We start from the raw sequence: 25,592 nt of genomic DNA, 5'->3' as shown, positions 1-25,592 counted from the left end.
AAGAACGACCGCGCTCGCGCGATCCGGTTCGGCACGCTGACGGCGATCAGGCGGTGGTGGGCGTCTGACGTAGGTTGCCCGTATGGCATCGCAATCACTCGCCGGCGAAACGGACGGCATCGTCGGGGAACGCACCCCCATCGACAGGGTGCGGGAACTCGTGGCGACCTTCGGGGCCCACGCGCGCGGGCACCGCGAAGCCCTCGCGGCGCTCGCGGACGGCACCACGCTCGCCGACGTCGTGCGGGCCACCGCGTTGCCGCGACGGCTCGTGGAGCAGCTCGTCGCCGCCCTCGGCACCGACCTCCTCGTCGAGGGCGACAGCCTGCGGATCCGCCCGGAACGCACCCGGGACTACCACGACCTGGCCGGCACCGAACAGCTCGCCGCCACCGGCCTGGGGATGCCGGGCGACGACCAGCTCCGCGACGCTCCCGAGCTGCTGCGCGACATGGAGCGCATCGTCGCCGGCGCACCCCGCCCGAAGAAGTCCCTCGACCACGTGCCCGCGACGCCGGAGACGACCGTCCGCCGCGCGCTCTGGATGGACGGCACCTACGACCTGGCCGGGGCCACGCTCCTGTGCGTCGGCGACCACGACCTCACCTCGATCGTCACCTGCCTGCGCAACCCCGCCGTGCGTGCCGTCGTCGTCGACGTCGACGAGGACCTGCTCGCCTACATCGACCACGTCGCCGCGGAGCGCGGGCTGAACATCGAGACCGCCTGGGCCGACTTCCGGACCGGGCTCCCCGCCGCCGCCCGCGGCACCGCCGACCTGGTCTTCACCGACCCGCCCTACACGCCCGACGGCGTCCGGCTGTTCCTCGCCCGCGGGCTGCAGGGACTCCGCGACCGCGAGCACGGGCGCCTGCTCCTCGCCTACGGGTACGGCACCCACCACCCCGGGCTCGGCTTCGCCGTGCAGCAGGCGATCGGCGACCTCTCACTCGTCTACGAGGCGATCCTGCCGCACTTCAACCGCTACCTCGGGGCCCAGGCCGTGGGCAGCGCGAGCGACCTGTACGTGTGCCGGCCCACGGCCCGCACCTGGCGGTCCCTCGACCGCGTCACGACGAACGCCGTGAACATCTACACCCACGGCACACGGTCCGTCGAGGCCGGCAGCGGCGCCGGCAGCGCATCCGTGCACGACGCCGTCCTGGCGGCCGCGCACGGACGCGACGGACTCCCCGTCACCGCGATGGCGCTCATCCCTCACGATGCCACCGACGGTGCCACCCATGACGGCACCCGTCCCGATGCCACGGAACTGCCGCTGGAGGCTCTCCTCGACGGATCGGCCCAGACCTCGATCAGGAACGCGAGGGCGTCGGGGCTCGCGGCCGACCTGTCCGACGACCCGGGCACCTGGCTCTTCCGCGTGCTGCTCGGTGTCAACGCCCGGCGCGTCGCGGTCGCGATCCCGAACAACCACCCGGACATCACCAGCGGGGCCGCCCAGGACGCGCTGCGCGACGATCTCGCCGGGAAGTGGCGACTCACGTTCCGTCGCAGCACACCCGACTCGAAGCACGCGATCCTCATCGCGGACGCGGTCGGGGAAGCCGGGTCGTCAGGCAGAGATCCCGCCCCGGCCCGTCCGGACGGCGGGATCGCGCGGGGCGGCCGGCCGGACGAGCTCGGCCAGGACGACGTCCTCGACGAGGGGGGACAGGACCCCGTCGCCCTCGCGCGCCGCCTGGTGCTCAGGGGTGCCTCCCGGAGGCTCGCGAACGGCTGGAGGGACGCCCTGGTCAAGGCCGCCCGGGCGGCGGACGTGGCGCTGGGCAAGGACGAGGCGCGGGAGATCGTCGGGTCCGCGGCGACGGAGGGCGGGCTCCGCGCGGAGACACTCGACCGCGCGCTCGTGACTCTGCCGCGGGAGACGGTACGTGTCGTGCTGTCCGCCGTCGCGAGTTCCGTCGCGCGCGCCGGTGCCGCCCCCGGTTCACCGACGCCCTGACGGCGGCAACGTCACAGCCCGCGGGATCATGACCGACGTCGTGCAGCAGGTAAGGTAGGAGGGCCGTCAGAACGGCCGCGGATCCAGAGCGCCCCGTGAATCAGTCCGGGAGCACCGCGCAACGACACGAAGGAGAGCCATGCCGCTCGACACCGCCACGAAGCAGCAGATCGTCGCCGAGTACGGGAAGACGCCGACCGACACCGGCTCCCCGGAGGTCCAGGTCGCCCTGCTCACGCAGCGCATCAAGGACCTCACCGAGCACCTCAAGTCCCACAAGCAGGACCACCACAGCCGTCGTGGTCTGCTGCTCCTCGTGGGCCAGCGCCGTCGCCTGCTGGGTTACCTCCAGCGGATCGACGTGAACCGCTACCGCGCGCTGATCGAGCGCCTCGGCCTGCGTCGTTGAGATGAGCTCCGAGACCAGCCCGGTCCCTCCTGCGGGGGCCGGGCTGGTCTGGTGAGATGTAGGTACAACCACACAGCGCGCCGGCGCAGCCCGCGTCCGGTCCTCGGTAGTGGCTTCCCGAACAACGGGTTCGGTGGGCCTCGATCGATGACCGTTACGGGATGCGCGGCGCCGATCCGAAAAAAGGAGGGCACCCGTGGAGGGTCCCGAGATCCAGTTCGCCGAGGCCGTGATCGACAACGGTCGCTTCGGCACCCGCACCATCCGCTTCGAGACGGGCCGCCTGGCCAAGCAGGCCGCCGGCTCCGTCGCCGCCTACCTCGACGGCGAGACCATGCTGCTGTCGACCACCGCGGTCGGGAAGCACCCCAAGGACCAGTTCGACTTCTTCCCCCTCACGGTGGACGTCGAGGAGCGCATGTACGCCGCGGGACGCATCCCCGGCTCGTTCTTCCGTCGCGAGGGCCGCCCGTCGACCGAGGCGATCCTGACCTGCCGCCTCACCGACCGCCCGCTGCGCCCGCTGTTCGTCAAGGGCCTGCGCAACGAGGTGCAGATCGTCATCACCGTCATGGCGCTGCACCCCGACGACGCGTACGACGTGCTCGCCATGAACGCCGCGTCGGCCTCGACGCAGCTCTCCGGCCTGCCGTTCTCCGGCCCCGCGGGGGCCGTGCGCGTCTCGCTGGTCGACGGCCAGTGGGTCGCGTTCCCGAAGCACTCCGACAAGGAGCGCGCGGTCTTCGACATGGTCGTGGCCGGCCGGGCCGTGGGCGACGACGTCGCGATCGCGATGATCGAGGCCGAGGCCACCGACGACGCGATGAAGCTCATGCGCGAGGGCGCCACCGTCCCGACCGAGGAGGTCGTGGCCGAGGGCATCGAGGCGGCCAAGCCGTTCATCAAGGCCCTGTGCGACGCGCAGTCCGCGCTGGCCGCGCAGTCCGCCAAGGAGACGCAGGAGTTCCCGCTCTTCCCGGACTACCAGGACGACGCGTACGCCGCGGTCGAGGGCGCGGCCACCGAGCCGCTGCGTGAGGCTCTGGCCATCGCGGACAAGCAGGACCGCGAGCACCGTCTCGACGAGATCAAGGCCGGTGTCGTGGCCGACCTCGCGGGTGAGGGCGCCGCCTTCGAGGGGCGCGACAAGGAGCTGTCGGCCGCGTACCGGTCGCTGCAGAAGGCGCTCGTGCGCCGGCGCGTGCTGACCGACGGCGTCCGCATCGACGGCCGTGGGCTCGCGGACATCCGCACCCTGTCGGCCGAGGTCGAGGTGCTGCCGCGCGTGCACGGCTCGGCGCTGTTCGAGCGCGGCGAGACCCAGATCCTGGGTGTCACCACGCTGAACATGCTGCGTATGGAGCAGCAGATCGACTCCCTCGGGCCGGTCACGCGCAAGCGCTACATGCACAACTACAACTTCCCGCCGTACTCGACCGGTGAGACGGGTCGCGTGGGCAGCCCGAAGCGCCGCGAGATCGGTCACGGTGCGCTCGCCGAGCGCGCGCTCGTGCCGGTGCTGCCGAGCCGCGAGGAGTTCCCGTACGCGATCCGCCAGGTCTCCGAGGCGCTCGGGTCCAACGGCTCGACGTCGATGGGCTCGGTGTGCGCGAGCACGCTCTCCATGCTCAACGCCGGCGTGCCGCTGAAGGCCCCGGTCGCGGGCATCGCGATGGGTCTCGTGTCCGACACGGTCGACGGCGAGACCCGCTACGCCGCCATGACCGACATCCTGGGTGCCGAGGACGCGTTCGGCGACATGGACTTCAAGGTCGCCGGTACCAGCGAGTTCGTCACCGCGATCCAGCTCGACACCAAGCTGGACGGCATCCCGGCGTCGGTCCTGGCCGCAGCCCTGGGGCAGGCGCGCGACGCCCGCCTCACGATCCTCGACGTCATCGCCGAGGCCATCGACACGCCGGACGAGATGTCCCCGAACGCGCCGCGCGTCATCGCGATCACGGTGCCGACCGACAAGATCGGCGAGGTCATCGGGCCCAAGGGCAAGATGATCAACCAGATCCAGGAGGAGACGGGCGCCGACATCTCGATCGAGGACGACGGCACCGTCTACATCGGCGCGGTCGACGGCCCTTCGGCCGAGGCCGCCCGCGCGGCGGTCAACGCGATCGCCAACCCGCACGTCCCCGAGGTGGGCGAGCGGTTCGTCGGCACGGTCGTCAAGACGACGTCGTTCGGCGCCTTCATCTCGCTGTCGCCGGGCAAGGACGGGCTGCTGCACATCAGCCAGATCCGCAAGCTCGTGGGCGGCAAGCGCATCGAGAACGTCGACGACGTCCTCTCCATCGGCCAGAAGGTCCAGGTCGAGATCGGTGAGATCGACCCGCGCGGCAAGCTCTCGCTGGTCGCCGTGACGGAGGAGGGCGAGGAGTCCGACGCCGTGGACTCCGGCGCACCCGAGACGGCGTCCGCCGGCGCGGAAGCCTGAGATGCCCTGGCACCTGCCACTCGCAGCCGCGGGTGAGCCCGGTGCCGACCTGACCGCCGGGCAGGACGGCGCGACCATTCGTCGCACCGTCCTGCCCGGCGGCGTTCGTGTCATCACCGAGCACATGCCGGGCCTGCGCTCGGTCACGGTGGGAGCGTGGGTCGGCGTCGGATCCCGGGACGAGACCGACGGGCACTTCGGGTCGACGCACTTCCTGGAGCACCTGCTGTTCAAGGGCACCCACCGGCGCAGCGCCCTCGACATCGCCGAGGCGTTCGATGCCGTCGGCGGGGAGGCCAACGCCGCCACCGGCAAGGAGCACACCTGCTACTACGCGCGTGTGCTCGACGCCGACCTCCCCATGGCGGTGGACGTGATCGGTGACATGGTGACCAGCGCGCGGCTGGACGCGAAGGAGCTGGAGACCGAGCGCGGCGTGATCCTCGAGGAACTCGCCATGACCGACGACGACCCCGCGGACGTGGTCCACGAGGAGTTCTCGGCCGCCGTGCTCGGCTCGCACCCGCTGGGCCGGCCGATCGGCGGCACGGCCGACACGATCGGCGCGGTGCCGCGCGACGCCGTCTGGGACCACTACCGCACCCACTACGAGCCGGGCACGCTGGTGGTGGCCGCCGCGGGCGGCGTCGACCACGACGAGCTGTGCGACCTGGTGGTGCACGCCCTGACCGCCGGCGGCTGGACCCTCGAGGAGGCGACCGCGCCGCGGACGAGGCGGGACGCGACGCCGCAGACCGAGGGCATCCCCGTCCGCGGCACGGTCAGGACCGTCGAACGGGCGGTGGAGCAGGCGAACATCATCGTGGGCGGCACGGGGCTCGCCGCCACCGACGACCGTCGCTTCGCCCTGTCGGTGATGAACGCCGTCCTGGGCGGGGGCATGTCCTCCCGGCTCTTCCAGGAGGTCCGGGAGAAGCGCGGCCTCGCCTACACGACGTACTCGTTCGCGGCCGGGCACGGCGGGGTCGGCACGTTCGGCCTGTACGCGGGGTGCGCCCCGGCGAAGGCGGAGCAGGTGGAGGAACTGCTGGTCCATGAGCTGGAACGGCTGGCCGACGGCGGCATCACCGAGGCGGAGCTGACCCGCTCGGTGGGACAGCTGCGAGGGTCGCTGGTCCTCGGCCTGGAGGACTCCGGCTCCCGGATGAGCCGCCTGGGCCGGGCCGAGCTGGTGTACGGCGAGCTCTACTCGCTGGAGGAGGCGCTGAGCCGCATCCGCGCGGTGACGCTCGAGGACGTGCGGGCCCTGGCCCAGGATCTGGCGTCCCGGCCGCGTTCGGTGGTCCGTGTGGGACCGTTCGGACGAGACGACCGTTGACGAGAAAGGCGAGGAATGGCCGAGATCAAGGTGGCCGTGCTGGGTGCGGCTGGGCGGATGGGGACACAGGCCTGTGCGGCCGTGGAGGCGGCCGACGGGCTGTCGCTCGTCGCGAGGCTGGACCGGGGTGACGAGATCACCGCGGGGTCGCTGTCCGGCGCGGACGTCGTCGTGGACTTCACCGTGCCGTCGGCCGCCGAGGCGAACGTGCACGCCGTGCTCGACGCGGGCGCGCACGCCGTCGTCGGCACGACCGGCTGGGACGACGCGTCCCGAGGCCGGGTCGCCGAGCACCTGGACCGCTGCAACGCGGATCGCGCCGACGGATCCGGCCTCGGCGTGCTCATCGCGCCCAACTTCGGGCTGTCGGCCGTGCTGGCGATGACGTTCGCGGCGAAGGCCGCCCGCTACTTCGAGTCGGCCGAGATCATCGAGCTGCACCACCCGGACAAGGTGGACGCGCCGTCGGGCACGGCCCGGCACACGGCGGCCGCGATCTCCGCGGCACGGGCCGACGCCGGCCTGCCCGCCTCCCCGGACGCGACCGAGTCCGGGTGGGACGCCCGCGGCGCCGACGTCGACGGCGTCCGCGTGCACGCCGTGCGGCTGCGCGGCCTCGTGGCGCACGAGGAGATCCTCCTCGGCAACCCCGGTGAGCAGCTCGTCATCCGCCAGGACTCGTTCGACCGCTCGTCGTTCATGCCGGGCGTGCTCGTGGCCGTGCGGGCCGTGGTGGACCGGCCTGGGCTGACCGTGGGCCTCGAGCACGTGCTGGACCTGACATGAGGGGCGTGGTGCCGGCATGACCGGTACGCCGGACGACGTGCCGGCGGCCGGGCGGCGTCGTCGTCCGCCGCGAGGGCTGCTCGGCGCTCTGGCCGTCACCGCGCTGCTCGCGCTGTACGTGTGGGCGGTGGCCGGGCGCGGGCTGGCGATGATCGGCACGCGCGAGCCGCTGCTGATCGGTATCGGCGTGGCGGTCCTCGTGCTGCCGCTGCTGGTGCTGGCGTTCATCGTGCGGGAGTTCTGGCTGGCCGCGCGCGTGCAGGCCATGGCCGACACGCTGGCCGCGGCGGGTGACCTGCCCGTCGACGACCTGCCCCGCTCGCCGGGCGGCCGCATCGACCGCGCGGCGGCCGACGACGCCTTCGCGGACCGGCGCGCGGCCGTGGAGGCGGAGCCGGGCGACTGGCGCGCCTGGTATCACCTGGCCTTCGCCTACGACGCCGCGGGTGACCGCCGCCGGGCACGGGCGACCCTGCGCAGGGCGGTGCGTCTCTACGGCACGCCCCCCAGGGACGTCCAGCAGTAGAGGCCGCGCCCGTCGGCGACGGCGCGCGTCGCGAGCTCCGCGAGCTGCAGGACGGCCGACGTGAGCCGGTGCGCGGGCACCGGCGGCTCGGACTCGCGCACCCAGTCCCGGGTCACGCGCGCGAGGCGGGCGGGGGCGACGGAGGCGAGGTCCTTCGTGAGGTCGTCCGTGACCGTCACGATCCAGGGGCCCTCGTCGCCGCCGCTGCCGACCAGAGCGCCGTGGCGCGGGTTCGCGGCGATCTCCCCGTAGGGCCGCCCGGACAGCGCCTGCGCCAGCCCCACGAGCATGACGAACGGGTCGACCGACGGCAGCGTGACGGAGTCGAACCGCGGCGGGCTTCCGTCCTCCGGAGCGGCCGGGCCGCCGGGAAGGCGCAGAGCCTCGGCCGCGACCTCGTCGGTCGCGGCCGCGAAGTACTCCGTCACGATCCCCATGTCCGTGATGGTGACAAGGCCATGTCACGGTGGTGTCACGCGCCGGTGAAACTTCGGATTCGCGCCTCGGGTCAGATCGAGGCGCTCCACCGGCGTTCGACGACGGTGCGGGGCCCGGTGGCGAGGCTCCGCTCGACTCCGTCGGCGCCGAGCCCGCAGTCGGAGAGGAACTGCTCGCGCGCGGTGTCACCGTCGAGCACCCAGGTGGTGACCTCCTGCGCGCCGTCGGTCCGCAACCGGTCGACGGCGGCCGCGAGCAGGCGCGTGCCGTGTCCGGCCCGCCGATGGCCGGGCTCCACCTCCAGCGACATCACCTGGCCCGGGGAGACGGCGGCGAACCCGACGAGCTCGGGACCGTCCAGCGCGACCAGGACGGCGAATCCCGGTCCGGGCGCCGTCTCGATCGCCTCCCTCCAGCGTTCTCGCATCAGGTCGGTGTCGAGCCGCTCCATCACGCCCTCGCCGAGGGTGGCGTCGTGCGTGGCGCGCCACGCCCCGAGCTGGATCGCGGTCACGGCCGCCTCGTCACCCGGCACGGCGGGCCGGACGGAGACGTCGGCGAGCTCGCGGAACAGCGTCATGCGGGAACCCTATGCCACATCCCGCTTGCGAGCCTGAGTATCGTGGCCGGCGACGGCTCGTGAGACGGAGGATCAGATGGTGGCCACGGCGGACCTGTACGACGACCGGGGCGAGGACCTCGCCTCGCTCCCGCTCCAGCTACGCGACCTCGGCGGCGTCGCCGAGTTCTCGGGCCCGGTGCGCACGATCCGGTGCTTCGAGGACAACGGCCTCGTCAAGGCGGTGTGCGCGACTCCCGGCGACGGTGCGGTGCTCGTGGTCGACGGCGGCGGCTCGCTGCGGTCCGCGCTGATGGGAGACCTCATCGCGGCGTCGGCGGTGGAGAACGGCTGGGCGGGGGCGATCATTCACGGGGCGATCCGGGACTCCGTCGCGATCGGGGGTCTGCGGCTCGGGGTGAAGGCCCTGGGCACGAACCCGCGCAAGTCCGCGAAGGCGGGCGCCGGGGTCATGGACGAGCCCGTGGAGATCGACGGCGTGGTGTTCCGGCCGGGTGCGACGGTGTGGGCGGACGCGGACGGCGTGCTCGTGGAGCGTTGACCGCGTGGGCATTGCCGCCCTCGTGCGCCCCCCGCCTCGGGGGGCGACGCCGCGGGGCGACCGGCCGCGCACCCGGTGGCCTGTGGCGGAAGACGCCGGGACGAGGGTCCGGGCGGTACGGTATCCTCATGGTTCTTCCCAGCACGACGGAGCGCCCCTTCGGCGCCCTCCTCACCGCGATGGTCACCCCGATGACGCCGGACGGCGCGATCGACCTGAAGGCCTCGGTGAAGCTGGCGAAGAAACTCGTCGACGACGGCAACGACGGCCTGGTCCTGTCGGGCACCACCGGCGAGTCGCCGGTCACCCACGCTCCCGAGAAGGCGGAGCTCGTGGCTGCCGTGACGGAGGCCGTCGGGGATCGCGCCGCGGTGCTCGCGGGCGCCGGCTCGAACGACACCGCCCACGCGATCCGGATGGCCGAACAGGCCGCCGAGGCGGGGGCGGACGGCCTGCTCGTCGTCTCCCCCTACTACTCGCGGCCCACCCAGGAGGGTCTGCTCCGGCACTTCACCGCCGTGGCCGACGCCACCGACCTGCCCGTGATGCTCTACGACATCCCCGGGCGCGCGGGCGTGCGGATCGCCCCCGAGACCTTCGTGCGGATCGCCGAGCACCCGCGGATCGTCGCCAACAAGGACGCGACCGGCGACGTCTGGTCGGCGGCGCAGCTGATCGAGGCCACGGGCCTCGCCTGGTACTCGGGCGACGACGGGCTGCTCCTGCCGTTCCTCAGCGTGGGCGGGGCGGGCATCGTGTCCGTGTCGGCGCACGTGGTGGGCGCCCAGTACGCCGACGTGGTGCGCCACTGGGACGCCGGGGACCACGCCGGCGCGCTGGCGGCCTTCCGCCGGGTGATGCCCGTCGTCGGCGCCCTGAACGGCGCCGGCGCGCAGGCCGTGATGACCAAGGCGGCGTTGCAGGCCCAGGGCGTCCTGGAGCACCGCACGCTGCGGCTGCCCAACGTCGCCGCGAGCGACCACGAGGTCGCGACGCTCCGCGCGGTGCTGACCGCCGCGGGGCTGCTCCCGCGGAGCGCGACACCCATGTCGCCGCCTGAGCTCCCGGACGAGGCGACGGTCATCGTGGGGCACCCCGCGATCGTCACGCCCGGCTGAAAACTTGAGACTTTGTCAGAACGAGGCCTGGAGGCCCTTTGAGTCACCCACATCCTGAACTACCCCTGCCCCCCGAGCTGCCGAAGGGCGGACTCCGAGTGGTCGCCCTCGGCGGCCTCGGCGAGGTGGGCCGCAACATGGCCGTGCTCGAGTACGACGGGCGCCTGCTCGTCATCGACTGCGGCGTTCTCTTCCCCGAGGACAACCAGCCCGGCGTGGACCTGATCCTGCCGGACTTCGAGTACATCGCCGACCGTCTGGACGACATCGAGGCGATCGTGCTGACCCACGGGCACGAGGACCACATCGGCGCCGTGCCCTACCTGTTGCGGATGCGCCGCGACATCCCGCTCGTCGGGTCGAAGCTGACACTCGGTTTCATCGAGGCGAAGCTCAAGGAGCACCGCATCAAGCCGGTCACCCGCGAGGTGAAGGAGGGGCAGCGCGCGCAGCTCGGCGTCTTCGACTGCGAGTTCGTCGCGGTGAACCACTCCATCCCGGACGCGCTCGCCGTCGCCGTGACCACCGGCGCCGGGACCGTGCTGCACACCGGCGACTTCAAGATGGACCAGCTCCCGATGGACGGGCGGGTCACCGACCTGCGCGCCTTCGCGCGGCTGGGGGAGAAGGGCGTCGACCTGTTCATGGTCGACTCCACGAACGCCGAGGTGCCGGGCTTCGTCACCCCCGAGGTCGAGATCGGCCCGGTGCTGGACGGTGTGTTCGCCCAGGCGGACAAACGGATCATCGTGGCGTCGTTCTCCTCGCACGTGCACCGCGTGCAGCAGGTGCTGAACGCCGCCCACGCGCACGGCCGCCGTGTCGCGTTCGTGGGCCGTTCGATGGTGCGCAACATGGGCATCGCCTCCGATCTCGGCTACCTCGACGTGCCGCCCGGCGTCCTCATCGACGTGAAGAAGGCGGACAGCCTGCCGGACCACAAGATCGTCTACATGTCGACCGGCTCGCAGGGCGAGCCGATGGCGGCGCTGAGCCGCATGGCGAACGGGGACCACCGGGTCCAGGTGAACAGCGGGGACACGGTCATCCTCGCGTCCTCGCTGATCCCCGGCAACGAGAACGCGGTGTTCCGGGTGATCAACGGCCTGACCCGGCTCGGCGCGCGCGTGGTGCACTCGGCGAACGCCAAGGTCCACGTGTCCGGCCACGCCAGCGCCGGCGAGCTCATGTACTGCTACAACATCCTCAGGCCGCGCAACGTCATGCCCGTGCACGGCGAGGTGCGCCACCTCGTGGCGAACGGTTCGATCGCGGTCAAGACCGGTGTCCCGGCGGACCGCGTGGTGCTGGCGGAGGACGGCGTCGTCGTCGACCTCGTGGACGGCCGGGCATCCGTGGTCGGAGCCGTGCCGTGCGGCTACGTGTTCGTGGACGGTTCCTCGGTGGGCGAGATCGGCGACGCCGAGCTCAAGGACCGCCGGACCCTGGCCGAGGAGGGTTTCGTCTCCGTCTACGCCGCGATCGACACCGCGACCGGGAAGGTGCTCGCCGGGCCGCAGATCCTCGCGCGGGGCATGGCCGAGGACCTGGCCGTGTTCGACAACGTCCTGCCCGAGATCACCAGCGCCCTGGAGACGGCCGTCGCGGGCGGCGCCACCGACACGCACCAGCTCCAGCAGATCGTGCGCCGCACGGTGGGCCGCTTCGTGGCGACGAAGCTGCGCCGCAAGCCGATGATCGTGCCCGTGGTCGTGGAGGCGTGATCGTGTAGGCACTCGGTGGACGGCGGGCGGTGGCCCGTCTGACCGGCGGTCCGATCCGCTCGTCAGACGGGCCACCGCCCGCTCCGTCTTCCCGGCTCCGTGCGCGCCGCGCGGCGTGAACACGCTCCGGCGTATCCCGATCGTGACCGGTTTTCACCCGGGATACCGGCATTCTGAAGGGTATTCAGGCGATAGCGTCGGCGGGTTCGTCTCGCTCGACAGGAAGACCCGGACGTGTCCCAGGAACCGCCGCACCCGCCGCCGCACCCGCCCCACAGCGATCCGGGCGGGCCCGGTCGCCCTCCGGAGGCAGCCCCGGCCGCCGGCGAGCCGGCGATGCCGTTCGCCCACCCCGCGGCGGGCGCCCGGCCCTCGCCCCACGCCGCGGGCCCGCGGACGGCGCGAGGGCCCCTCGCTCCGGCCGGATACGGCTATCCGGTGGCGCGTCCCCGGGTACCCGCCGGTCTGGCCACGGGTGCGATCGTGGTCGCGATCGTCTACGCCGCGTTCCGACTCGTACTCGCCCTGCTGTCGATCCCCGCGACGGCGGTCTGGGCCGACGCCGCGGATCGCGGGTTGAGCTACGCCGACGCCGACTTCGTGGCCTACGACCTCTTCGGCATCCTGCTCTTCCCGCTCGGGATCACGATCTTCGTCGTCGGCAGCCTCTGGCTCCACACGAGCCGGAAGTTCGCCGAGGCGGTCAACCCGGCGTATCACCATCGCCGCGGCGCGGTATGGGCGTGGATCGGCTGGGTCGTCCCCGTGGTCAGCCTGTGGTTCCCCTACCTCGTGGTCAGCGATGTCCGCCGCGCGACGATCCGGAACCGGCCCAGGCCCGGCATCGGTGTGTGGTGGGCCTGCTGGCTCGTTCCACTGGTCTGCGACCAGGTCACCAACCGGCTCACCGGTGGCGTGCTGGGCACCGACCCGCTCACGCCGGCCGTCGCCGCCTACCCGCTCTTCGAAGGGCTTGGTGCGGTGCTGACCGGTATCGGCTGCTGGCTCTGGGTGGCCATGATCCGCGAACTGACGGCCGCGCAGCGGGAATGGGAAGTCACTCCGGTCGCGTGATCGGCCTGATCTGAGGAAGGAAGTTCCGTGTCGCACGCACCCGGTTCTCCGCAGAATCCCTACGAGCCTCGGCCGGAGCCCTGGACGCCCCCACCGCCGCAGTCTCCGGGAGGCCGGTGGGCCCCGGCACCGATCCCTCCGGTCTCCACGACGCTGCCGACGGTCGTGATGCTCCTCGCTGCGGTCTTCGCGGCGGCGCAGGTGCTCGTCTTCGTGGCGTCGCTCGGAGCGGCGCCCGAGGCCCGGGCGTGGACGGGATCTCTCTCCGGGGTCGGACCGTTCTACTCGGTCTACTCCTTGGCCTCCAGCGGGACGCAGGTCCTCGCCCCTGGGCGCGTTCGTCGTCGGAGGCATCTGGCTGCACGGTGCCAGGGCGTTCGCGGTGGCCGCGCGTCCCGAGGTGCTGCAGGAGCGCGGGAGCGTCTGGGTCTGGCTCGGGTGGGTCGTCCCGATCGTGAACCTCTGGTTCCCGCTGCAGGTCGTCGCCGACATTCGGCGGGGGTGCAACCCGCGGGCGGCCACGCGCGGGATCGGTGGCTGGTGGGCGCTGTGGCTCGTCTTCACGTTCGCGCTGTTCTTCCGGTACACGGAGTCGAGGCCCAGCGACGGCATCCGTCTGTCGATCGAGATGCCCCTCCCCGTCGTCGAAGGCGTCGGCGCGCTGGCCGGACTGGGTGCGCTGTGGCTGTGGGTCCGGATCGTTCGGGAGGTCACGGCGGGGCAGCGGGACTTCATCGAGCGTCTTGGCGCGCATCGGGTCTGACGCCGTTCTCCGCCAGCAGGGGCCCCAGGGCGCTCAGCGTCTCGGCGTAGCGGCGTGCGCGCGTCTCGGCGTCGCCGTCGAGCCGGCCGGCGAGTTCCAGCGAGACGAGCCCGTGGACCAGGCCCCACAGGCCGAGCGCCACGGTCTCGACGTGCGCGGCGGAGCCCTGCGGGACGGCACGTGCGACGGCGTCCCGCAGAACCTCGAACGTGCCCCGCTTCGTGGAGCGGGCGTCCGGCCTCCCGGGTCCGGCCGGTGGGATCGGGTCCCCGTCGCCGGACGCCGGCTCGACGCCGCGGTCGAACATGACGCGGTAGAAGTGCGGGTCCGCCAGCGCGGAGGCGCGGTACGCCAGGCCGAGGGCGCGGAGGTCCTCGCGCGGGGCGCCGGTGCGGGGCACGGCGGCGAGGTGGGCGGCGAAGCGCCGGAAGCCCTCGGCGGTCACGGCGGCGAGGAGTTTCTCGCGTGACCCGAACAGTGCGTAGACGGCGGACGGGCTGGTGCCCGCCTCCGCTGCGACCGAGCGCACCGTGACGCCCGCCTCGCCACGCTCCGACGTCGTCCGGGAGGCGACCTCGAGCAGGCGGGTGCGCAGTGCGTCGTCGTGGGTGCGGGGTCGGGCCATGCCCCGAGTGTAGGAGTCTTGACGGATGTTTGCGAACGGTGTTTTATAACAGTGTTACAGAAATGGGCCGAGGCACGACGCGGCTCGGGGAGCACCTGTCCACCACCACGAGGGGAAAGACCCATGCTCGAACTGTCCGACGGCGCGCGCATCACCGCCGCCATCGTCCTGCTGGCCGTGGTGGGGATCGAATCCGGGGGATTCTTCCTGCTCAAGGTCCTGGCCGGCCGCGCGCCGGCCACCGACTTCCAGAAGGCGTTCTTCCGCGCGGGGCACGCACACGCCGGCGTGCTGGTGACCCTCGGCCTCGTGTGCCTCGTCCTCGCCGAGGCGACGGTGCTCACGGGCTTCTGGCACTGGCTCGGCGCCACGGGCGTGCTCGTGGCCGCGATCCTCCTGCCGGGCGGTTTCTTCTTCAGCGCCATGGGCGCGGGCCGCACCCGGCCGAACGGCTTCAGGGTCCTGTTCCCCGCGGGCGCGGCGTTCCTGGGGGCCGGGGTGGTGACGCTGGCCGTGGGCATGTTCCTGTCCTGACCGGTGGTCGCGCAGGAACCGGACACACCGGGCCGGGTGCGCGGGTGTGTCGGTCTGCCTCGTTACGGTGGGCAGCATCATGGCGACCCGATCCACCACGGGCGGCAGCCGGAACGGCAGGCCCCGGAAGTCAGCCCCGCGCAAGCACGCGACCCGGCCCCGCAAGGCCAAGGGCGCGAGCCCGGCCCGTGCGAGGCCCGCCACGAGCGGGGGGACCACCGGGGCCGCACGGTCCTGGCCGGTCCGGGCGGCGCGTGGCACGTGGATGGGTATGGCGCACGCCGTCGGCGGTGCGGCGCGAGCGGTCGGGCCGCGGGACCAGGACACGACACCGGGGGACGGGGAGCGAGACGTGGGCAAGCCGAGCCGGACCACGACGGCGAAGGGGGCATCGAGCGACGCCGGGCCGAAGGCCGGCACGGCGCCCGAGCCCGACCACCGCGCCGACGGCGTGGGCTTCTTCCTGCTCGCACTCGCCGTCGTGGTCGCCGCCCGGGAATGGTGGGGGATCGACGGCGCGTTCGGCGACGGTGTGCACGCGGTCGTGGCGGGCACCCTCGGCGTCGCCGGTGTCGCGCTGCCCGTCCTCCTGCTCTGGATCGCGCTGCGGGTCATGCGTCACCCCGAGCGGGCGCGGGCCAACGGCCGGGTGACCATCGGGCTGAGCTTCATCATCGTGTCCGTGTGCGCCCTGGTGCACATCAGCGCGGGGCTCCCGTCGCCGACGGACGGCTTCGGGCCCGTCCAGGACGCCGGTGGCGTGATCGGCTTCCTCTTCGCCACCCCCGTCGTGACCGGCCTGACGCAGTGGTTCGCGGTGCCGCTCTACGCGCTCGCCGCGTTCTTCGGCCTGCTGATCGTCACGGCCACGCCCGTCCACCGCATTCCGGCGCGGCTCCTGGCGGTCTACGACCGGCTCACGGGCAACCACGAGCGAGAGGACGCCGGCCCGGGTGCCGGCACGCCGTCGGGCGCGGTGCCGCAGGCCGGCCGGCGCCGGAAGCGCAAGGGTGTCAAGGGATACGTGGGTGACGAGGCCTTCGAGAAGGCGGCCTACCTCGCTCCGGCCGACGACGCCGCGGCGTCCGACGCGCCGGCCCGCTCCGACAAGCTCGCCACCCAGCGGATCCCGACCGGTGAGGGCAAGGGCGGCAAGGGCGCTCCGGCGATCGGCCCCGGGCTGCTGGACGAGCGGTCCCCGGCGTCCAGGAAGAAGCCCGCGCCGAAACCGCCCGTCACCCCGGCGCCGATGCCGCGGGGCGAGCAGCCGATGTTCGACGGCGACACCGTGTACCTCCTGCCGGACGAGGCGTTGCTCGTCGAGGGGCCGCCGCACAAGACCAGGTCCGCGGCGAACGACCGGGTGGTCGAGTCGCTCACCGGTGTCTTCGAGCAGTTCGGCGTGGACGCGCAGGTCACCGGCTTCACCCGCGGTCCGACCGTGACCCGCTACGAGGTCGAGGTCGGGCCGAAGACCAAGGTCGAGCGGATCACGTCCCTCTCGAACAACGTCGCCTACGCCGTGGCCAGCGCGGACGTGCGGATCCTGTCGCCCATTCCGGGCAAGTCGGCGATCGGCATCGAGATCCCGAACGCCGACCGCGAGACCGTCGTGCTGGGCGACGTGCTGCGCTCCTCGGCCGCGCGCCGTACCGAGCACCCGATGGTGATGGGCGTCGGGAAGGACGTCGAGGGCGGCTACGTCGTGGCGAATCTCGCGAAGATGCCGCACATCCTCGTCGCCGGGGCCACGGGAGCGGGCAAGTCGAGCTTCATCAACTCGATGATCACCTCGGTGCTCATGCGCGCCACCCCGGAGCAGGTGCGAATGGTGCTCGTCGACCCGAAGCGCGTGGAGCTGACGATCTACGAGGGCATCCCGCACCTCATCACGCCCATCATCACCAGCCCGAAGAAGGCCGCCGAGGCGCTGGAGTGGGTGGTCCGGGAGATGGACTCCCGTTACGACGACCTGGCCGAGTTCGGGTACAAGCACATCGACGACTTCAACACCGCCGTGCGGGCCGGGAAGGTCAAGCCGCTGCCGGGTTCCGAGCGCAAGATCGCGCCCTACCCGTACCTGCTGGTCGTGGTCGACGAGCTCGCCGACCTGATGATGGTCGCGCCGCGGGACGTCGAGGCGTCCATCCAGCGGATCACCCAGCTCGCCCGCGCGGCGGGGATCCACCTGGTGCTGGCCACGCAGCGCCCGTCGGTCGACGTCGTCACCGGGCTGATCAAGGCGAACGTTCCGTCCCGGCTGGCGTTCGCGACGTCGTCACTGGCCGACTCCCGCGTGGTGCTCGACCAGCCCGGTGCCGAGAAGCTCATCGGGCAGGGTGACGCGCTCTTCCTCCCCATGGGCGCCGCCAAGCCGATGCGCGTGCAGGGCGCCTGGGTCACGGAGTCCGAGGTGGAGGCCGTCAGCGAGCACGTCAAGGCGCAGCTCAAACCCGCGTACCGCGAGGACGTCACGGCGCCGGCCGCCGCGAGGAAGCAGATCGACGAGGACATCGGTGACGACCTCGACCTGCTGCTCCAGGCCGCCGAGCTCGTGGTGACCACCCAGTTCGGCTCGACGTCGATGCTGCAGCGCAAGCTGCGCGTCGGCTTCGCCAAGGCGGGCCGGCTCATGGACCTGCTGGAGTCGCGGGAGATCGTCGGGCCCTCCGAGGGCTCCAAGGCGCGTGACGTGCTCGTCGCGGCGGACGACCTGCCCGCGGCGCTCGCCCTCATCCGCGGGGAGTCGAACCAGCTCTACGACCAGGACGAAGTTGCCTACGCGGACGACGACGGCGCCGGGCCGGCGAACGGTTCAGGTCGCGCCCCGGACGCCCCCGGCGTCGTGCCGGCCGAGGGCGACGCGCGCTGACGGTGGCCTGCGGCCGGGGACGTGTCGCACGCCGTGCCGTCCGGTCGACGGCGATTCGGGAAGCACCCTGGCTGACGGTTAGGGTGGAGCAATGGTCAACGACGCGCCGTCGCCCTGGAACGTGGCGAACTACGTCACGATGGTCCGGATCGCGATGGTCCCGTTCTTCGCGTGGGCACTCCTCGTCGAGGGCGGTGAGTCCGTCACCTGGCGCATCGTGGCCACGATCCTCTTCGTCGTCGCCGCTCTGTCCGACAAGGTCGACGGATACCTGGCCCGGTCGCGCGGCCTGATCACCGACCTCGGCAAGCTTCTCGATCCGATCGCCGACAAGTTCCTCGTGGGGACCGCCCTGGTCCTGCTGTGGTGGCCGCTGGGCGAACTGCCCTGGTGGGTGCCGACGGTGATCCTGGTACGTGAGCTCGGCATCACCCTGATGCGGATGGCGGTCCTGAAGTACGAGGTCATGCCCGCCTCCCGCGGCGGAAAGCTGAAGACGGTCCTGCAGGCGGTCGCGATCACCGCGTTCCTCCTCCCGCACGGCGACCTGCCGTGGCTGACGGTGATCGCCTGGATCGTCATGGCGGCGGCCGTGGTGGTCACCGTGGTGACCGGCGTCGACTACGCCTACCAGGGGTGGCGGATCCGGCGGTCGGCCAGGCGGGCCTCCCCGGCTCAGGCGTGAGCGGCCAGGAGGTGAGCGGCCACGACGCGAGCGGGCCGGGCGCGGGCGCTTCCGGGACGGCCCGTGCCGCGCATCCCGAGGATCTCGCCCGCAGGCTGCTCGGCCGGCTCGGCGCGCGTGGCTGGACGCTCGGCGTCGCCGAGTCGCTCACCGGCGGTGGTGTGACCTCCGTCCTGGTGTCCGTGCCGGGCGCGTCCGCGGTGCTGCGCGGCGGGGTCGTGGCCTACGCGACGGATCTCAAGTCGGGGCTGCTCGGGGTGGACGGCGGGCTGCTGGCCGCGCGCGGCGCGGTCGACCCGGACGTGGCGTCCCAGATGGCCGCGGGCGTGCGGAGGGCCACCGGTGCCGACGTCGGGCTCGCGACGACCGGGGTGGCGGGTCCGGACCCGCAGGACGGGCAGGCGCCCGGCCGCGTCTACGTCGCGGTGTCCGCCCCTGGTACCGACCGGGTGCGGAGGATCGACCTCACCGGGACCCGCCCGGACATCATCGCCGGAGCGACGTCGGGCGTGCTGCGACTGGCACTCTCGGTCATCCCGGAATTGTCGTCATCCGTTGCCCAAGGGTGAAACTTCTTGGTCAATTCTTGCAAAACACTTGACGGGGGTGGCCTTCGGGAACAAGAGTCAGACCAGTGACGTTGGATCAAACGTGATCGCGAACAAGCCGACGGGTAGGACCCGACGTCATGGCTCACCGACGACGGGGTACCGTAGGACGAAACCCTCAGGAGGCGAGCACACGCGAAAGGCACGTGCGATCGTCTCCCGCGCCACGGGGGCGGACGCATCCGGGAACGAGACAGGCACGGGAAGGGGGCGCGAGATGGTCGTCATGCGGCAAGAGATCGGTGACGTGCTGAGAGATGTGCGTCAGCTGCAGGGGCGCACCCTGCGAGAGGTGTCCTCGGCGGCACGAGTGTCCCTCGGCTACCTCAGCGAGGTCGAGCGCGGTCAGAAGGAGGCGTCGTCCGAGCTGCTGGCCTCGATCGCCGACGCCCTGGACGTCCCGCTGTCGCGCGTCCTGCGCGAGGTCAGCGACCGGGTCGCGGTCGCCGAAGGAATCCTCCCCCAGATCCCCGACACCATCCCCGCGGACTTCATGCAGGGCATGCTGGCCCGGTCCGACCGCTCCGCGACGAAGCGGGACAACGCACGCGAGGACCTGGCACCGGTCGGCTGACCGGACGGGTCGTCAGCGGACCTCACGACGGGCGCACCACCTTCGGGTGGGGCGCCCGTTCTCGTGCCCGGCGGTTCACGTCCGGCCCGCCTGGCACGTCGGGCACCAGAACACCGGGCGCTCGAACGGGGGCCGGTTGGCCGTCCCGACGGAGATCGGCGTACGGCAGCGCCGGCACGGCCGGCCCGCGCGGCCGTGCACCGCGGTCTCGACGGAGCCCAGCCCGTTCCGGCGTGCGACCCGGATGCTGCGCCACATCAGTTCGCGGGCCGTCAGGAGGAGCGCCGCGGCGTCGTCCTCGTCGAGCGCGCCGGCGGGGGCCCACGGATGCAGTCGCCGGGCGAAGAGCGACTCCGCCATCCAGATGGTCCCGAGCCCTGCGACGCCGCGCTGATCGAGCAGGGCGTCGCACAGCGGGCGGTCGGGGTCGCGCGTGAGGCCGACGACGCCGTCGGGCAGGCGCGAGCCCGCGGCGCCGGGAGCGAAGTCGTCGGCGAGGACGTCCGGGCCCAGTCCCGCCAGGACCCGTGGCTCGTCCCGGGTGGCGAGCAGGTCGAGCATGCCGAGCTGCCATCCCGTGCACGTCCACCGGCGTGTCGCCAGGACGGCTCGGATCGCCGGGCTGCGGGCCGCCGCGCCCCGGGAGCCGGTGCGATCGACGCGCCACCGCCCCTCCATGCGCAGGTGCGTGTGCAGGGTACGGCCGTCGTCGAACCGGGTCAGCAGGTGCTTGCCGTAGGCGCGGGTGCCGAGCACCGTGGTGCCGACCAGGTTCGCGGACGCCGCGCTCGGCCACCGCAGTTCGGCCCGGGTCAGGACCTGGCCCGCCAGGGCGGCGTCGAGACGCTCGGCGGTCAGGCGCAGCACGTCACCCTCGGGCATGTGCCACCCGCAGCCCCCGCGGAGTGACCGCGAACCCGGTTGCGGTCAGTGCCGCGGCCACCGCGTTCCCCGACGTCGCGGCCTGGACCGCACCCCCGCCGTCGATCCGCTGCACCACGAGCCTGCCCGCCGTGCCCGACGCGGCCGTCCGGGCCAGCTCCGCGGCAGCCGCGGTGAGCCGGGCGGGGTCGCGGTCGAACGAGAGCAGGCTGCGTCCGCCCCGCTCGACGTACAGCACCAGACCGCCCTCCACCAGCACCACCAGTGATCCCGCCTTGCGGCCGGGTCGATGCGTGCCCGGCCGTGCCCGACCGTCCGCCGACGCCGGAGCGCCGGCGGACTCGGCCGCGTCGGCGCCGACGGTCCCGGTGCCGCCCGCCTTCCGGGTGCCGCCCGCCTCCGCGGTGCCGCCCGCCTCCGCGGTGGCCGCCGGTGCGGACGGCCACGCCAGCGCGGCGCCGTACGGGTTGGCCGGGTCCGTCGCGGCGAGCACGACGGCGCCCGGGGGCCGGGTGCTCTCCATGCGGCGGGCGCGATCCTGGGCGTCCTGCCGCAACCCGTCGACCGCTCCGGGGAGCGCGAACTGCGAACCGCCGAGATGCTCCACGAAGTACCCGCGGCGCACGCCGCCACGCTGCTCCATCTCGGACAGCACCCGGTACACGTCCCGGTAGCCGCCCGTGACTCCCTCGGCGGCCGCGGCCGGGCGCGTGAGGACCCCGTGGCGGTCCAGCAAGACCTGAGCCATGGCATGGGCGCGCAGCGTCGGGTCCTTCTCCCGCAGGGGGAGCGCCGCCCATCGGCCACCGCCGCCGGGCAGGGTGCGCGCGGCGAGCGCGGAGGAGGGCCGCCCGGGCGACAACCCGGGGGCGTGCACCTCGAACCGCGAACGGCGCACGGGACGCGCGCGGTTCGCGCCGCGAGGAGCTCGGTGGGCGCCTCCGGCACCGCCGAGACGCTCGCGGAGCGCGCCGAACCCGTCGTTCGTCACCAGGCCCGCCCAGGTGAGATCCCAGAGCGCCTCCAGGACGTCGCCCGGTCCGGCGTCGGCGAGCTCGGCGATCCGGGGGAGGAAGTAGCCGCCGGAGCCGGTCAGGAGGTCGAGCACGACCCGGTGCAGGTCGGTGTCCAGCGGGCCGTCCGCCTCGATGGGCGCGGGCTCCGGGAGAGTGAGCGGCGCGCCGTCGGCCAGGTGCAGGGAGACGAGGCCGTCGCCGCCGCCGGAACCGGGCAGCCGGCCGTGACCGCACCACAGGACCTCCCCGGCCGCGGTGAGCTCGTCCAGCAGCGCGGGCCGGTAGTCCGGGACGCGCGCGGGCAGCACCAGCGTCTCCAGGGCCGACGCCGGGACGCCCGCGCCCGCGAGCTGCTCGACGACCTGGAGCAGCCCGTCGCTGCCCCGGAGGCTGCCGGAGCCGACGCCCTGCCAGCCCGGCAGGAACACACCGAGCGACGCCTGCTCCACCGGTTCCACCTCCGCCCGCAGCGCGGCGAGGGACCGGCGGCGCAGCACGCGCAGAACACCCGGATCGCACCACTCGTCGCCGGTGCCGCCGAGGGCGTCGGGCAGCAGCCTGCCCCGGATCACGTGCCCGGCCGTCTCGAGGCGCGCCAGGGTCTCGGCGGCGACGGCCGGCCCGATGCCGAACCGGGCGGCGACGTCGTGCGTGGTGAAGGGGCCGTGCGTGCGCGCGTGCCGGCGCACCAGGTCACCGAGGGGGTCGGTGACGGGCTCGGCGAACGTCTCCGGGATGCCTGGGGGCAGCGCGACGCCGAGCGCGTCACGCAGGCGGCCCGAGTCCTCGACCGCGGCCCACTGCTCGGCGTCGGGCGCCGCCGTCCGGCCGGCGAGGCGGACCCGCACGACGCGGCGCGCACGTTCGAGGCCCGCCAGCCAGGCGGGCAGGTCGGGCCGGCGGCCGGTGGCCGTGCGTGCCTCGAGGGCGACGGCGGGATGGGGCCCGGTCCGCCGCAGCAGGTCCCACAGGTCCTCGGCGTCGCGGGCCTGCCGGTCCGGCGCGAGACCCTGCAGCTCGGCCTCCGTCTGCTGGATCGCGTCCGGGTCGAGGAGATCGGCGAGGTCGGCGGACCGCTCACCCAGCAGCTCGCCGAGGAGATCGGGGTCGAGCGACAGCGCGGCGGCGCGGCGCTCGGCGAGCGGGGCGTCGCCGTCGTACAGGAACTGGGCGGTGTATCCGACCAGGAGCGCCTGCGCGAACGGGGACGGCGACGCGGTGGTGGTCTCCACGACGCGGACCCGCCCGGCCGCGGTGTCGCGCATCAGGTCGGTCAGCGCGGCGACGTCGAAGTCGTCCTGCAGGCACTCGCGCGCCGCCTCCAGCACGATCGGGAACTCCGGGAACTCGGACGCCACCTGCAACAGCTGGGCCGACCGCTGACGCTGCTGCCACAGCGGCTGCCGCTTGCCCGGACGGCGGCGGGGGAGGAGCAGTGCCCGGGCCGCGGCTTCCCGGAACCGGGCGGCGAACATCACCGAGGAGCCGAGCTCGTCGCGCACGGCGCCGAAGACCTCGTCGGGGTCGACGAGGAGGTCTTCGAGGGAGACGCCTCCGTCGCCCGAGTGCCGGGAGGCGCCGTCCGGCTCCGGCCCGCCGTCCCACGCCTCCCAGGAACTGCCGCTGTCCGGCAGGCGCAGGACGATGCCGTCGTCGGAGTGCATGGCGGCGACGTCGACGCCGAACCGGGCGCGCAGCCGCGCGGCGACCACGAGCGACCAGGGCGCGTGCACCCGAGCGCCGAACGGGGAGTGGATCACCACCCGCCAGTCACCGAGCTCGTCGCGAAAGCGTTCGACGACGATCGTCCGGTCGTCCGGCACGCGCCCCGTGGCCTCGCGCTGCTGGGCGACGTAGGCGGCCAGGTTGTCGGCGGCCCACGGGTCGAGGCCGGCCTCCTGCAGGAGGGCGCGGCCCCCTGCGGGATCGTCGGCCAGGGCGGCATCGGCCTCCCGGACGAACGCCCCGACCGCGCGACCGAGCTCGGCGGGGCGGCCCGGGGAGTCGCCCTTCCAGAACGGGAGGCGGCCGGGAAGGCCGGGGGCGGGGGAGACGAGCACGCGGTCGGGCGTGATGTCCTCGATGCGCCAGGTGCTCGACCCGAGCGTGAAGGTGTCGCCGACCCGCGACTCGTACACCATCTCCTCGTCGAGCTCGCCCACGCGCTTGCCGCCGCGCGGCGTCCCGTCCGTGGCGCCGCCGGCGTCGCCCGTGGCGAGGAAGACGCCGTACTGGCCCCGGTCCGGGATCGTCCCCCCGCTCGTCGCCGCCAGGCGCAGCGCGCCGCGCCGGCCCTGCAGGAGTCCTGTGGTGCGGTCCCAGGTGATGCGGGCACGCAGCTCGGCGAAGTCCTCGCTCGGATACCGTCCCGCCAGCATGTCGAGCACGGCACGCCACGTGGCGTCCCCCAGCCCGGTGTACGGCGCGGCGCGGCGTACGACGGCGAGCAGGTCCGCGGCGTACCAGTCGTCCACGGCGAGCATGGCCACCACCTGCTGCGCCAGCACGTCGAGCGGGTTCGCCGGGACGTGGAGGTGCTCGATCTCGCCTTCGCGCATGCGCTGCGCGATCACCGTCGACGGCACCAGGTCGCCGCGGAACATCGGGAAGATCACGCCCTTCGACACGGCGCCGACCTGGTGCCCCGCGCGGCCGATGCGCTGCAGGCCACTGGCCACCGACGGCGGCGAACCCACCTGCACCACCAGATCGACCGCGCCCATGTCGATGCCGAGCTCCAGGGAACTCGTCGCGACCACGGCCGGCAGGAGTCCCGCCTTCAGCTCCGACTCCGTCTGTGTGCGCTCGTTCCGGCTCATCGAGCCGTGGTGGGCCCGCGCGATCACCGAGAAGTGCTCCGGCACGCCGGGCGTGGCCTCGGGCATCCCCCGGCCGGGCGCGGCTCCGTCCGGTTCCGCGGGCCCGTGCGGGTCTGCGGGCCCGTGCGGTTCGGCGGCGCGCGCGGCGGGACCGCTCACGCCCGCCGCCGTCCCCGACTGCCCCGGCACGGCGGCTGCCCACGTCTCCGACGTGTCGGCGAGGTCGTCGCCCTGGCGCTGCACCCAGACCTCGTTCATCCGGGCGGTCAGGCGTTCGGCGCCCCGGCGGGAGTTCGTGAACACGAGCGTCGAGGTGTGGCCGGTGACGAGGTCCACGACGCGCTCCTCGACGTGCGGCCACACCGAGGCGCGCCGTAGCGGCCGCGTGGCCGCCCCCGTGAGATCGATGTCACCCGGCCCGGACGTGGAGAGCGCGTCCGCGGGGTCCGGGCCGACCGCGTCCAGACCGGGCGTCCCGGCGGCGTCCAGGTCCGTCAGGTCCGGAACCGGGACGACGACGTCGATGTCCCACTTCTTGACCACCGGCGGCTGCACCACGGACATCGCCCGCGTCCCGCCGTCGTCCCGGCCGCCCGCCAGGAAGCGCGACACCGCATCCACCGGCCGGACCGTCGCCGACAGCCCGATCCGCTGGGCGGGCCGCTCCAGCAGCTCGTCCAGGCGCTCCAGGCTGAGGGCGAGGTGCGCGCCGCGCTTGGTCCCCGCCACCGCGTGGATCTCGTCCACGATCACCGTCTCCACACCCGCGAGACCCGCCCGAGCCTGGGACGTGAGCACCAGGAACAGCGACTCCGGCGTCGTGATCAGGATGTCCGGCGGACGCGTCGCGAACGCCCGGCGCTCCGCCTGCGGGGTGTCGCCGGTCCGCACACCGACCGTGACGTCGTTCACCTCGAGGTGCTCACGTACGGCGGCCTGCCGGATGCCGGCGAGCGGCGAGCGCAGGTTGCGCTGGACGTCGGCGGCCAGCGCCTTGAGCGGCGAGACGTACAGGACGCGGCAGCGGTGGGCGGGATCCTCCGGCGGTGCCGACGTCATGAGGCGGTCGATCGCCCAGAGGAAGGCGGCGAGCGTCTTCCCCGACCCGGTGGGCGCGACGACGAGCGCGTGCTCACCCCGTGCGACGGCGTCCCAGGCGCCGGTCTGCGCGGTGGTGGGCTGCTCGAAGGCGCCGGTGAACCACGCGCGGGTGGCGGGCCCGAACGCGGGAAGCCGATCGGTCATGCGGCCATTGTGGTCCGGG

General features: G+C 73.3%; 21 protein-coding genes. 16 read left to right on the top strand and 5 right to left on the bottom strand.

Going from position 1 to position 25,592, the window contains the following annotated elements; translation table 11 throughout:
- Positions 1-82 precede the first annotated feature (82 nt).
- From EDD34_RS13715 to EDD34_RS13690, 6 genes are all read left to right on the top strand, one after another.
- Positions 83-1,966, top strand: coding sequence for a bis-aminopropyl spermidine synthase family protein (locus EDD34_RS13715; protein WP_123815076.1), 1,884 nt, complete (start codon positions 83-85; stop codon positions 1,964-1,966).
- Between the two features lie 139 nt (positions 1,967-2,105).
- Entirely contained in the window at positions 2,106-2,375 is a 270-nt protein-coding gene (gene rpsO, locus EDD34_RS13710) for a 30S ribosomal protein S15 (RefSeq protein WP_123815075.1), read from the top strand.
- Between the two features lie 196 nt (positions 2,376-2,571).
- Entirely contained in the window at positions 2,572-4,824 is a 2,253-nt protein-coding gene (locus EDD34_RS13705) for a polyribonucleotide nucleotidyltransferase (protein ID WP_123815074.1), read from the top strand.
- A gap of 1 nt (position 4,825) precedes the next feature.
- Positions 4,826-6,163, top strand: a complete 1,338-nt coding sequence (locus EDD34_RS13700; RefSeq protein WP_123815073.1) for a M16 family metallopeptidase — start codon at positions 4,826-4,828, stop codon at positions 6,161-6,163.
- A gap of 15 nt (positions 6,164-6,178) precedes the next feature.
- A complete protein-coding gene (gene dapB, locus EDD34_RS13695; RefSeq protein ID WP_123815072.1) occupies positions 6,179-6,949 on the top strand; it encodes a 4-hydroxy-tetrahydrodipicolinate reductase in 771 nt (256 codons plus the stop codon).
- Positions 6,950-6,965: 16 nt separating this feature from the next.
- Positions 6,966-7,475 (top strand): tetratricopeptide repeat protein, encoded by a 510-nt coding sequence (locus EDD34_RS13690; RefSeq protein ID WP_123815071.1) that lies wholly within the window; start codon positions 6,966-6,968, stop codon positions 7,473-7,475.
- On the opposite strand, the gene EDD34_RS13685 is transcribed toward EDD34_RS13690, so the two are convergent.
- Together EDD34_RS13685 and EDD34_RS13680 are read right to left on the bottom strand one after the other, a co-directional pair.
- Positions 7,442-7,912: a hypothetical protein gene (locus EDD34_RS13685; protein ID WP_123815070.1), complete on the bottom strand. Its 471-nt coding sequence runs from the start codon at positions 7,910-7,912 to the stop codon at positions 7,442-7,444. The two genes, EDD34_RS13690 and EDD34_RS13685, sit on opposite strands and share 34 nt — an antisense overlap.
- 71 nt (positions 7,913-7,983) lie before the next feature.
- The gene (locus EDD34_RS13680) at positions 7,984-8,493 is read right to left on the bottom strand and encodes a GNAT family N-acetyltransferase (protein WP_123815069.1); all 510 of its coding nucleotides are present in this window, start codon (positions 8,491-8,493) and stop codon (positions 7,984-7,986) included.
- Positions 8,494-8,569: 76 nt separating this feature from the next.
- Here EDD34_RS13680 and rraA point away from each other — a divergent pair, with 76 nt between their 5' ends.
- From rraA to EDD34_RS13655, 5 genes are all read left to right on the top strand, one after another.
- Entirely contained in the window at positions 8,570-9,034 is a 465-nt protein-coding gene (gene rraA / locus EDD34_RS13675; protein ID WP_123815068.1) for a ribonuclease E activity regulator RraA, read from the top strand.
- A 128-nt stretch (positions 9,035-9,162) separates the two neighbouring features.
- Entirely contained in the window at positions 9,163-10,152 is a 990-nt protein-coding gene (gene dapA, locus EDD34_RS13670; RefSeq protein WP_123815067.1) for a 4-hydroxy-tetrahydrodipicolinate synthase, read from the top strand.
- 38 nt (positions 10,153-10,190) lie between these two features.
- Positions 10,191-11,876: a ribonuclease J gene (locus tag EDD34_RS13665; RefSeq protein ID WP_123815066.1), complete on the top strand. Its 1,686-nt coding sequence runs from the start codon at positions 10,191-10,193 to the stop codon at positions 11,874-11,876.
- Positions 11,877-12,110: 234 nt separating this feature from the next.
- Positions 12,111-12,950: a DUF4328 domain-containing protein gene (locus EDD34_RS13660; RefSeq protein WP_123815065.1), complete on the top strand. Its 840-nt coding sequence runs from the start codon at positions 12,111-12,113 to the stop codon at positions 12,948-12,950.
- A 178-nt stretch (positions 12,951-13,128) separates the two neighbouring features.
- Positions 13,129-13,713, top strand: coding sequence for a DUF4328 domain-containing protein (locus EDD34_RS13655; protein ID WP_123815064.1), 585 nt, complete (start codon positions 13,129-13,131; stop codon positions 13,711-13,713).
- On the opposite strand, the gene EDD34_RS13650 is transcribed toward EDD34_RS13655, so the two are convergent.
- Positions 13,682-14,338 carry a TetR/AcrR family transcriptional regulator gene (locus tag EDD34_RS13650; RefSeq protein ID WP_123815063.1) on the bottom strand — a complete coding sequence of 219 codons (657 nt, stop codon included), beginning with the start codon at positions 14,336-14,338 and terminating at the stop codon, positions 13,682-13,684. The genes EDD34_RS13655 and EDD34_RS13650 overlap by 32 nt on opposite strands.
- Before the next feature lie 123 nt (positions 14,339-14,461).
- Here EDD34_RS13650 and EDD34_RS13645 point away from each other — a divergent pair, with 123 nt between their 5' ends.
- From EDD34_RS13645 to EDD34_RS13625, 5 genes are all read left to right on the top strand, one after another.
- Positions 14,462-14,872 (top strand): hypothetical protein, encoded by a 411-nt coding sequence (locus EDD34_RS13645; RefSeq protein ID WP_123815062.1) that lies wholly within the window; start codon positions 14,462-14,464, stop codon positions 14,870-14,872.
- 79 nt (positions 14,873-14,951) lie between these two features.
- Positions 14,952-17,744, top strand: coding sequence for an FtsK/SpoIIIE family DNA translocase (locus EDD34_RS13640; RefSeq protein WP_170177081.1), 2,793 nt, complete (start codon positions 14,952-14,954; stop codon positions 17,742-17,744).
- Positions 17,745-17,835: 91 nt separating this feature from the next.
- Positions 17,836-18,429 (top strand): CDP-diacylglycerol--glycerol-3-phosphate 3-phosphatidyltransferase, encoded by a 594-nt coding sequence (gene pgsA / locus EDD34_RS13635; protein ID WP_123815061.1) that lies wholly within the window; start codon positions 17,836-17,838, stop codon positions 18,427-18,429.
- Positions 18,426-18,998 (top strand): CinA family protein, encoded by a 573-nt coding sequence (locus tag EDD34_RS13630; protein ID WP_281277762.1) that lies wholly within the window; start codon positions 18,426-18,428, stop codon positions 18,996-18,998. Before pgsA ends, EDD34_RS13630 begins: the two co-directional genes overlap by 4 nt.
- 256 nt (positions 18,999-19,254) lie before the next feature.
- Complete coding sequence (locus EDD34_RS13625; protein WP_123815060.1) at positions 19,255-19,611, top strand: helix-turn-helix domain-containing protein; 357 nt, start codon at positions 19,255-19,257, stop codon at positions 19,609-19,611.
- 75 nt (positions 19,612-19,686) lie between these two features.
- On the opposite strand, the gene EDD34_RS13620 is transcribed toward EDD34_RS13625, so the two are convergent.
- Together EDD34_RS13620 and EDD34_RS13615 are read right to left on the bottom strand one after the other, a co-directional pair.
- On the bottom strand, positions 19,687-20,493 hold the full coding sequence (locus EDD34_RS13620) for a DNA-formamidopyrimidine glycosylase family protein (RefSeq protein WP_123815059.1): 807 nt from the start codon (positions 20,491-20,493) through the stop codon (positions 19,687-19,689).
- Complete coding sequence (locus tag EDD34_RS13615) at positions 20,480-25,573, bottom strand: Lhr family helicase (protein ID WP_123815058.1); 5,094 nt, start codon at positions 25,571-25,573, stop codon at positions 20,480-20,482. Before EDD34_RS13615 ends, EDD34_RS13620 begins: the two co-directional genes overlap by 14 nt.
- Between the last annotated feature and the right edge of the window lie 19 nt (positions 25,574-25,592).

Origin of the sequence: Myceligenerans xiligouense (genome assembly GCF_003814695.1) — a bacterium.
In the GTDB taxonomy this organism is placed as follows: domain Bacteria; phylum Actinomycetota; class Actinomycetes; order Actinomycetales; family Cellulomonadaceae; genus Myceligenerans; species Myceligenerans xiligouense.
The sequence above is the reverse complement of the archived record's forward strand: the minus strand, read 5'-3'. Positions and strand labels throughout refer to the sequence as shown.

Bases quoted from the DNA above. Each gene is read 5' to 3' on its own strand.
- EDD34_RS13615 (WP_123815058.1), bottom strand. From the start codon at position 25,573: ATGACCGATCGGCTTCCCGCGTTCGGGCCCGCCACCCGCGCGTGGTTC.
- EDD34_RS13680 (WP_123815069.1), bottom strand. From the start codon at position 8,493: ATGACGCTGTTCCGCGAGCTCGCCGACGTCTCCGTCCGGCCCGCCGTG.
- EDD34_RS13645 (WP_123815062.1), top strand. From the start codon at position 14,462: ATGCTCGAACTGTCCGACGGCGCGCGCATCACCGCCGCCATCGTCCTG.
- EDD34_RS13640 (WP_170177081.1), top strand. From the start codon at position 14,952: ATGGCGACCCGATCCACCACGGGCGGCAGCCGGAACGGCAGGCCCCGG.
- pgsA (WP_123815061.1), top strand. From the start codon at position 17,836: ATGGTCAACGACGCGCCGTCGCCCTGGAACGTGGCGAACTACGTCACG.
- EDD34_RS13620 (WP_123815059.1), bottom strand. From the start codon at position 20,493: ATGCCCGAGGGTGACGTGCTGCGCCTGACCGCCGAGCGTCTCGACGCC.
- EDD34_RS13690 (WP_123815071.1), top strand. From the start codon at position 6,966: ATGACCGGTACGCCGGACGACGTGCCGGCGGCCGGGCGGCGTCGTCGT.
- EDD34_RS13700 (WP_123815073.1), top strand. From the start codon at position 4,826: ATGCCCTGGCACCTGCCACTCGCAGCCGCGGGTGAGCCCGGTGCCGAC.
- EDD34_RS13685 (WP_123815070.1), bottom strand. From the start codon at position 7,912: ATGGGGATCGTGACGGAGTACTTCGCGGCCGCGACCGACGAGGTCGCG.
- dapA (WP_123815067.1), top strand. From the start codon at position 9,163: ATGGTTCTTCCCAGCACGACGGAGCGCCCCTTCGGCGCCCTCCTCACC.
- EDD34_RS13650 (WP_123815063.1), bottom strand. From the start codon at position 14,338: ATGGCCCGACCCCGCACCCACGACGACGCACTGCGCACCCGCCTGCTC.
- dapB (WP_123815072.1), top strand. From the start codon at position 6,179: ATGGCCGAGATCAAGGTGGCCGTGCTGGGTGCGGCTGGGCGGATGGGG.
- EDD34_RS13715 (WP_123815076.1), top strand. From the start codon at position 83: ATGGCATCGCAATCACTCGCCGGCGAAACGGACGGCATCGTCGGGGAA.
- rpsO (WP_123815075.1), top strand. From the start codon at position 2,106: ATGCCGCTCGACACCGCCACGAAGCAGCAGATCGTCGCCGAGTACGGG.
- EDD34_RS13625 (WP_123815060.1), top strand. From the start codon at position 19,255: ATGGTCGTCATGCGGCAAGAGATCGGTGACGTGCTGAGAGATGTGCGT.
- rraA (WP_123815068.1), top strand. From the start codon at position 8,570: ATGGTGGCCACGGCGGACCTGTACGACGACCGGGGCGAGGACCTCGCC.